Annotated in this window: 6 protein-coding genes; all 6 read right to left on the reverse strand. The window is 31.4% G+C overall.

Going from position 1 to position 9,516, the window contains the following annotated elements; translation table 11 throughout:
• Positions 1-170 precede the first annotated feature (170 nt).
• The 6 genes from A2255_10560 to A2255_10585 all read right to left on the reverse strand — a co-directional run bounded on the left by A2255_10560 (position 171) and on the right by A2255_10585 (position 9,453).
• Positions 171-2,141, reverse strand: coding sequence for a hypothetical protein (locus A2255_10560; protein ID OGI21022.1), 1,971 nt, complete (start codon positions 2,139-2,141; stop codon positions 171-173).
• Between the two features lie 122 nt (positions 2,142-2,263).
• Positions 2,264-5,440 carry a hypothetical protein gene (locus tag A2255_10565; protein ID OGI21023.1) on the reverse strand — a complete coding sequence of 1,059 codons (3,177 nt, stop codon included), beginning with the start codon at positions 5,438-5,440 and terminating at the stop codon, positions 2,264-2,266.
• 439 nt (positions 5,441-5,879) lie between these two features.
• A complete protein-coding gene (locus tag A2255_10570) occupies positions 5,880-6,713 on the reverse strand; it encodes a hypothetical protein (protein OGI21024.1) in 834 nt (277 codons plus the stop codon).
• A gap of 175 nt (positions 6,714-6,888) precedes the next feature.
• The gene (locus tag A2255_10575; GenBank protein OGI21025.1) at positions 6,889-7,116 is read right to left on the reverse strand and encodes a hypothetical protein; all 228 of its coding nucleotides are present in this window, start codon (positions 7,114-7,116) and stop codon (positions 6,889-6,891) included.
• 211 nt (positions 7,117-7,327) lie between these two features.
• Entirely contained in the window at positions 7,328-7,972 is a 645-nt protein-coding gene (locus A2255_10580) for a hypothetical protein (protein ID OGI21026.1), read from the reverse strand.
• 308 nt (positions 7,973-8,280) lie between these two features.
• Complete coding sequence (locus A2255_10585) at positions 8,281-9,453, reverse strand: hypothetical protein (GenBank protein ID OGI21027.1); 1,173 nt, start codon at positions 9,451-9,453, stop codon at positions 8,281-8,283.
• Positions 9,454-9,516 lie beyond the last annotated feature (63 nt).

The raw sequence follows: 9,516 nt of genomic DNA on the forward strand, positions 1-9,516 counted from the left end.
GTCTATAAAACTAGAGAAACTGTCATCTTTCAAACAGTCTCTCTTGATAATTCAATTTTAATGGATGTTTTCAACCCATGCTAAAATTCAGTATTAACCAGCAAATAATCGAGCAATAAAAAATACTTAAGCATTTTTTATTGCGTCCTTAGTGTGATCGAGTACTAAGATTAATCTGATATATATTCTAAAAGATGTTTATTTAGGGTCATTTCAGCAATACTCTTTATATATGTTGCTTGTTTCAAAAACGTATCGTAAAAGTTTTTAGAGGTCTGAGCCATATTAACAAGATCTTCCAAGCTATTATTAGTTTCAGATTCCATTAATTTGCTTAATTCTAGCAACTCCTTAAATACACAGTTGATCAGAACTTGATATTTATCAAATAGTTCTCCCTGGAATTTTATATAAAATTCCATTAAGTTACTGGCTAAAATTCTAATTCTGTCTACATTGAAAGAATCTTTTTTCAGTTCAAGGAGTAGTTGTTCAGATTTATTGAGAGCGTCTTGTGCTAGAATGAGGAATTCACCTATTTCTTCAGCCATATACTTAACTTGTCTGGTAATTTCAACAATATGCTCTTTTACTGGTTCTTTATAGTCTGTCAAGATTTGATCTATTTTAGAGTCAACATTGATTTCAAGTGTAGGCAAATTTTCTAAAACTTCTTTTAACCCAACATTCTTAAATCCATCAATTTGAGCTCCTCCTGTTGATGAATTAATTAATTGAAGTTCAGAGTTAGGGTTTGAGTGTTCATATGCAAAATGTTCAAAATATTTTATAAACCCGGCATAATTAGCATCCGTAGGAAGCATATCTCCATTTTGTCCACGTACAAAAGTTAAATTTGATTTAATACTGTCTAATTTTATTTTTATAAGTTCATTTGTGAATTCATCTGTATGCTTTCTTTCTATATAAAACTTTTTAAATTCTTCTATGTTATCAAGTTCAACTTTATATTCGCCAGTTATTTCGTCTTTAACAAATTTTATAGACCCAAAAGCGCTATCTGAAGAGTAACATTGATTAGCTGAATAAGCTAAATCCTGTCCTAAAAGAATTATTGGGTTGCACCCCATCATGAATGCAGAATATAAAGCGCAATAGGATACAGTTCCTTTATTTTGGTAATTTTCTACTGAAAATCCTGCGATATCTGAAATCCATCTTGAGTAAAGATCATTGTTACTATAAAATATGAATTTTCTTTTAAAATCAAGTTTATATATTTCTGCATTTGCTACAGACAGGATTATCATATTGATATCTGAAATATCAAGCTCCTTAACTTGAGGACTGGTGTCATCAACTTCAATAAAAGTTATGAAATCAGGCTTTATATTGTATTTAGTAAGAGTTTTGTATGCATTTGCTACACAAAATATTATTACTTTATCTCGATATTGAGCCAAGGATTCAATTGTTTTATCCAGTGAAGGTCCTGATGATACTATGACAGCAGGTTTAGTACTAAAAGTACTTCTCAAAGCGTCAATATTATAATTATTAATGTGCTGAGGAATATTTTGCAGGCCTTGTGATACCCATTCAACTGATTTTTGGAATAAAGTTATGTAATTTGCTTCAAGATGATTAATAATTTGAGATAAGTCTTTTTTTAAGATGGATATTTCCTGTGGATATAAAGTGTAACTTGAGTTTAACCCACTAATATTTATTAAATCCTTATGAACAAATACTTCTTCCAGGGATTTCATTAATTCAATGTGGGTATTAGCAATATGAACTCTTTTATCTTCAAGCTCGACAGAAAAATCCACTATTTCAAGCGTAAATTTAAGAATATCCAGGCTTGGTTCATATACAATAATTTTGCCTTTTGAACTTAAAAAATATCTTTTAAATAAATATCCCAGGCCTAAACCTGTAATTATGTTAATTGATGATTCTGAGGTGTTTTTAAATTGTCCAAAAACGTTTGAAGCTTCCTGCTGAGGATTTTTAATGTCATGAACCCATATTCCATTATAAATTAAGTTAGGATCTCCTGATTCAGCTGTAACGAGTTCAAATTTGGCATTTTCATTAAAAGAATATTTTTGGAGTTTATCGGCAAGTACAGGATTGTATTCTTTAATTCTTTTAATGTTATTTTCAAAAATACTCATAGTTTTAGTCTCGTTCCACAGATTATTATCCAGACTATATAATTATATCATTATGATTAATTACTGAAGGCGATGTTTAAGGCTTCTTCGACCATGATTTTTGGACAAAGTAATAATATTATTTATAAATCAGGTGTCAGGATATCTTTTAAATCTTCATATGTGAGAGATTTTCCAATTGATCTATCTATAGAGATAATAGTATCTGCAAGATCCCTTTTTCTTTCTTTGAGTTTCATGATTTTTTCTTCGACAGAGCCTTTAGTAATTAATTTATAGACAAATACCTTCTTGGTTTGTCCGATTCTATGTGCTCTATCGGTTGCTTGATCTTCAACAGCAGGGTTCCACCAAGGATCATAGTGAATTACATAATCTGCTCCGGTGAGGTTTAATCCGGTTCCGCCTGCTTTCAAACTGATCAGGAATATAGGTATTGATTCGTCTGAGTTAAACCTGTTAACTTTACCTGGACGGTCTTCAGCTTTAGTCTCTCCTGTTAGATATTCGTATCTGATACCTTTTTCTTCAAGCCATTCTTTGATTATCTCTAACATTTGTACGAATTGACTGAAGAGAAGAATCCTATGTCCTTCACTGACAATCTCTTCCAGCATTTCTTTCATATGCTCAAATTTGCCAGATTCTACAGCTTTTTGTTTTCCCTCTTTATCAAATAATCTTGGGTGATTACAAATTTGCCTGAGTCTTAATAAAGCAGCAAATATGGACATTCTGTTCTTTTCAATGCCATCTGCAGCAATTTTGCTAAATATTTCTTCTCTTGTACTATCAAGAACGTCAAGATAAAAATCACGCTGCTCGGGTGTCATATGGCAATATGCAATGCTTTCAATTTTATCTGGTAAGTCTTTAGCAATATCTCTCTTCATTCTTCGCAGAATGAAAGGATATATTTGTTTTTTTAATCTGGACTCGACTGATCTGTCACCTCTATCTTCAATAGGATTAGCATATCTATAATCAAATTCTTCTATGTCATAAAGGAACCCAGGCATTAAGAAATCAAATACTGACCATAATTCAGACAATCTGTTCTCTATCGGAGTACCTGAAAGAGCTAGTCTATGAGATGTATTTAACTGTTTAGCACTTTGAGCCGTAACAGACTCATAGTTTTTTATATTTTGGGACTCATCAAGTATTACAAATCTGAAGTTATGCCTTTTTAGCTCTTCGATATCTCTTCTTAATAGTGCATAGCTGGTAATTATAACGTCTCTTTTGTCAATTTTACTGAATAAGTCTTTTCTTGCTGAACCAGTCAGGTTTAAAGTGGTTAGCTTAGGTGCAAATTTTTCTATTTCGGCTTCCCAGTTAAACACAACAGAAGTTGGACAAATGACCAGAGTTGGCTCTTTGCCATGTTTTTCCTTGGCTTTTTGAATAAGAGTCAAAGCCTGTAGAGTTTTACCAAGACCCATATCATCAGCCAGGATTCCATTTAAACCATAAGAATACAGGAACCAGAGCCAGTTGAACCCTTTTTTCTGATATTCTCTCAAGTCTGCTTGTATATTAGGCAATTCAACATCTTCCATAGTATTAAACGTACTGATTTGATCCCAGAATTTCTTAAATTTTCTGCTCATTTTAATAGCTACCTGCTGATCCATTAAATCAGCAACGAGACCTGCTCTGAATGTTTTAACGGTAAATCTTCTGTCTTCTGCTTTTTGAGCATCAAAATAGTTTAAGCTTCTTGTAAATTGTAAAATATCAGCTAAAGGTACTTCTACATAACCTTCTTTTTCAAGATAGAAGTATTTTTTGCCTTGTTGTAAATAATACTGAACTGTATCGAGATCTATCTCTGTTTTTCTAACAGCACAGGAAATTTCTAAGCTAAAGCTGTCAACTGAATCATCAAAATCAATATCAACGTGTATTTTTAATGGATTAGAGGCAACTTTTAAACTGGAAAAATCATTAAGCTCAACTACTTTCCAGTTGTTTTTAAGAAGTTTTGGTAATACTTCATTATAAAAGTCTATAGCATCATCACCCTCTATCAGTACATTATTTGTCTGTGTGGGGTGAAATTTGTTGCTTAAGAGGAATTTATATGCTTTTTCTTCTTTTTCTAAATTTCTTTTTACCCAGTATATAATTTCTTCTTCAGGTTTTTTAATTGTTACATAAGGTGTCTTTTCTGCTAATTTACCGTATGGCACTACCATTCCATCATATTCAAAATCAAGAGAGGCTTTAATAGCTTTTTCTTCAGTTAACTCGATAGAAATTACACCGGTAGGTGGTTTCTGCTCAAGTGTTAACCTCTCAAGAGTCTCTGATATTTCAACAGTCATTAAATCTTTAAGTTTTGGTAATTCTTCATATACGAATTTACCCCCATCCGCATCTCTGATATCAGTAAATGTAGATCGGGTTAAATAATGTGGAAGTGTAGATAAGGCTGTATCTAACGGTACTATAAGATTTTTATATCTTCCCCACTTAACGTATTTTGCAAAATATTTGACTTCTTCTAAAGGATAAATATCCTCTTCAGGCTCAGGGCGTTTCCAATGAAGTGACAATAAAACATTGCCAACTAAGGAAACATTTACTGTGAGGATTAATTGCCATGGGGTTTTCTTGAATACAAGTCTCTGACTGGATTCATAATCAATAACTTCTTCTACTTGAGATAAAAATTTTAGGGTTTCTTCAAGTTTATTTATTGGAATACTATGCAAACCTAATTTTTTCTCAGCTCTTCCTGTTTTATAAATATGTTGTAGAGCAGCTAATTCATATTTTTGAATATTATTTAACTCAAAAGTTCCGTTGGATGCATTTTGCAGTGCAACTACAGCACGCAAAATTGCTTCAATATCAACGACTTTTTCGTCTTTAACCCTGTCTATTACTTGAATACTTATGAATTTAGGATTAAATTTAGTATTTAAGATAAATTTATATCCTCCCTGATAATCGGTAATTTCAGGAGGATTTTCATCTTCAAACTTAAATTCCTGTCCTGTAGTTTCAGTTAAATAATTTTCATAAAAGTGTTTGCTTATGCTGACCAGCCCAACTGCTGTGGCATGCTTGCACCATTCTTCTTCAAGAGGACAGTCGCATTGGGCTGAAACTTTTTCAGGAGTAAAGTTAAGCTTTATATTGTATTTATCCTGAAAATTACCTTTAACTGAAGCAATTACAGTGTTATCCTGTAATTCTGTATCAAGAACCTGATTGGTACGATAGTATTCGTAACCTCTTCTCCAGCTTCCAGGTGTTGCTAGGTTTTTAATATATTGAAAATTGAACATATTTAAACTTTACAATTGTTTTTGTATATATCCCACTAATATTTTATACTATTAATACTTTTATAAATGATTTAAGCCGTTTCTAATATTAAAGACTGAAAAAAATATTTATAGTTCAATAACTCGGTCAGGTCTGATGCTAAATTACATCAATATTAAATAAGAGCCTGTAATTGTATCATAGCTTGATTTTGCATTTTTAGCCAGACAGGCTCGACTTTTGGACTGCGGTTAAAGTTGTTTAAAGACAATTCACAAGGCGATTCAACTTTAACAAGACAGCTTCTAAGATCACCAAAGTAAAAAACTTGCAAGCAAGCTCCTGTGATCTAATTTATTAAGTATACAATAAAATCAACTTTTTACACAATAAAAGAAGATCATCTGTGGATGATCTTCTTTTATTAGATTATATTATAAATTATTTTATGGGTGGCACTTAGGAGAACATTTTATCAATCCAACTTCTTTTATCTTCTGTAATTTCTAGCTTTGTCCCATTTTGAGCTTTGATGTTGCTTCCTGCATGAGCACATTTAATAGAAGATTGCGACTTATCAACCAGATGTATATAGCTATTTTTTTCAGCTTCAGATACTCTGGATTTGGAGTTGTTGCCTTGATACAAGATAACATCTTTTATATTACCAATATTGGTTTCAGAGTTATTATAGGTTGCTATCATTGATAAATCTTGTAAACTTGATCTGTCTATAGGTTCTAGAGATGAATTTATTTCTTTTATGTCTGATTTTGAGTTTTTCCATTGTATTATAGAAGACTTTTCACCTGGCTTAATATTCATTTTATTTAAATTTAATGCTGACTCTGAATCTAATAATACATCTGAAGATGATAGTAAATTAATATCAGATGCTGCTTTATCATTTAAGGATAAAGCAGATTTATTTATATTTTTTGTGGATGAATAGCTGTTGTCAAATTGTTCTATCTCACCCTTATTTTGTGCTTCATTAATATCTGCTTTGGAATTATTATATAATGAAACTTTTCCTAGATTTTTTATTGTATCGATGTTTATGTTTGCTTCATCTTTAAGTTCTAATTCACTCTTGTTATCTACATTATTAATTTGAACCATTGCATAAGCTCTAGAGGGATCGTTAGAGAGGCGTATTTGATCTTTATTGCCAGAAATGGTTAGTTTTTCTCCATCAGGAATATCAATAGGTTTACCTGATTTATCATTAGAGTTAACTTTAGCTATACCTTTAATTGATCCAAAATTTATCTGGGGTGTTTTAGGTATCATTTTTCTACCTCTCTTTTTTTATGTCCTGCAAAAGTTTGCTTAATATCTTAAAGTTAGTAAATTAAAAGTATTGCTAAATCTTTAAAATGTTATTTACAATTTTTAATAAACATTATTTGTAATTTTTTAATTAAAAAGAGGAAGTCTTATGACTTCCTCTCAGGCTTTTTCTAATTCATTCTCTATGATATGCATAGCAACGAGTATGTGCTTTGCAAACAGTAAATTCAAGTATTAAATTTACTATTGCTGCTAAGCCAACTAAAGAATAAATTATTCTGGTTGCTGCACTCATTGGGCCAAAAATAGCAGCAACCAGGTCAACTCCAAATAACCCCACTAAGCCCCAATTAAGTGCACCTATAATAATTAGTGCGTATGAAATGTACTGCAAATATTTCATAATAAACCTCCCCCGGTCCCGGTATTAATAATTACGTAATCTATTAATATAATAAATCTTTTAAATTTATTTTAATCACTCAGATTAGCTATTTAGATACCCATTAAAAACAGTAGTATTAGGTTACTAATCTGGTTGGGGATTAATACTTTTTTACCCAAGCAGGTAATGCCCAATACTACTGAAAAAATAATCAACTAACAAATTTATATTATGTTAGTATATTCCATATTTTAGCGAAAAAATTAATAGCTAATTCCCTCTTATTCGCTTGATTATCTTGGCTAATCTCTGGAGGTTTCTCAACAATTTCCTCTTCAACTTGAATTTTTTCTTGTTGTTCTTTTAATTCTTTCTCTTGATATACCTGAGATATTATAGGATCAGGATATCTTTGATAATGTTGATAGAATGACATTATGTTTTTTACATAATTTTTAGTTTCTCTATATGGAGGAATTTTCCATCCATATCTTTTAACTGCTCCCGGTCCTGCATTATAAGCTGCAAGTGCTAATTCGGTTGAGCCAAACTCGTTTTTTAAGCTCTTTAGGTATGTAAGACCGCCTCTAATATTTTGGTTGATATAATAAGGATTAACCCCAAGATATTTTGCAGTGCCAGGCATTAATTGAAATAATCCTATTGCACCCGAGTGGCTTTTGGCAGATCTGTTAAATCCGGACTCTTGTTTGGCAACGCTTAATGCCAACGCTGGATCTATACCATGATTAATTGCTTCTTTTACAATCCTTGTTTTAATAGCTTGTTGAGAATAATCTGATGCAAATGTTATATTTGTCTGCGCTAAAAAGCTAATTAAACAGACAATAATAAGTAAATATCTAAAAATCATCTCTCCCTTCGTCCTTTCTCTTCTAAACCTACGCTTATTGTTTGTTTTTTTAGCTTGACGAACTATTTAGATATAATGTTCCGATTAATTAATAATTTGTTGCAAACTGCAAAGAATTATTTAGCCAAAAGATATCTGTAGAGCCTCATGCATGGTAGATTTAGCGGTAAAATTTTTAAATAACCTAATTAAGCAAAAAAAGGATTATTCTGGATAAATAATCCTTCATATTTTTTTAAGACGATAAGAATAAATTTAGTTCAAAAAATATACCGAAAAGTCCGATTTACATCGGACTTTTTTTAAAGTTATTTATTATCTAATTTATGTTTCTGGGTTACTAGATTTAAAAATTCGGTTGAGTCATTAAATTTATGTTCAGCCTTTTCTACATTTGTTTGTTTGCTTTGATAAACAGAAAATGAATTGTCTAATGAACCGTGTATTAGTTTAAGCTCTTCTTGGCGGTTGTGTACTTTAGTTAGAGCTCTGGCTTCATTGTTTTCTGCTATTTCTTGTCTAATAATAAGACTATTAAGAAGGCCATGAGCTGCACCGAGTTCTCCATTTGCTGCGTTTTTTTTATCGCGATAATCCCTAAGTGTTGATTGTTCTGAACGCTTTTGGGCGATTAATTCTTGTCTTTTATTATGTAAGTCAGCTATTTTAGTTTCAAGGTTGGCTATGGTTTTATCATCATTGCTATTTACTATAGTTTTTGAATCGTCGTATTGATTGATGATTTCATCATTTTTATCTAATTCTTTTGTTATTTGAGCATATTTTTCTTCTAGTTCTTGTCTTTGTTGTATTAGCTGATTAATAGCTGATTCATTAGGAATTAATCCCGTAGCGTTTGGAGTATTAAGAGCTGCTATTTGTGTATCTATATTGCTCATGGATGTGCTAATGGAATTAAGATTATTCATTAAGCTGTTTTTTGCCAGGAAAGCACTGCTATAATCTGTTTCTAAAGACTTCATTCTTTTTGAATGGTGTTTATGATTATTTACTACAGATTCACTAACTAGTAAGTCTTTATCAATATCCCTGATAGAAGAATTTATAGCATTAATATTGCTATGAGAGCCAGAAATCTGATTAAGGTAATTTCCAATAATTGCTTTAGTATTTGTTATTGCACTATTAATGCTCTGAACACTTTGAGCGACCTGTTGTGTGTTAAAAGATGCTGTAGCGTGATCCATTTCTGATGAACTTAAATCAGCTAACTTGTTGTTATAAGAACCAGTTAGATTATCTACTGCTGCTCTTTGAATATCAAATGCAGAAAGTTCGCTTGCATATTGTACGTTTGTTAAGCTTACATTCTGGAATGCACTTGTCAAATCGCTGTTGGTATTTGCAGGTAAGTTATTAAATATATTTCTTACCTGATTTTGTGATTCGGTTGGAGATTTAATGCGGTCTAGATCCAGATTTGTTACTTTTGGATATAAACCTAAATTTCCGACTTGCATAATCCATACTCCTATTTTTTTGCTATCCCTTATTTCAAAAATATATATAAAATATAATCTATT

This window comes from Candidatus Melainabacteria bacterium RIFOXYA2_FULL_32_9 (assembly GCA_001784615.1).
In the GTDB taxonomy this organism is placed as follows: Bacteria; Cyanobacteriota; Vampirovibrionia; order Gastranaerophilales; family UBA9579; genus UBA9579.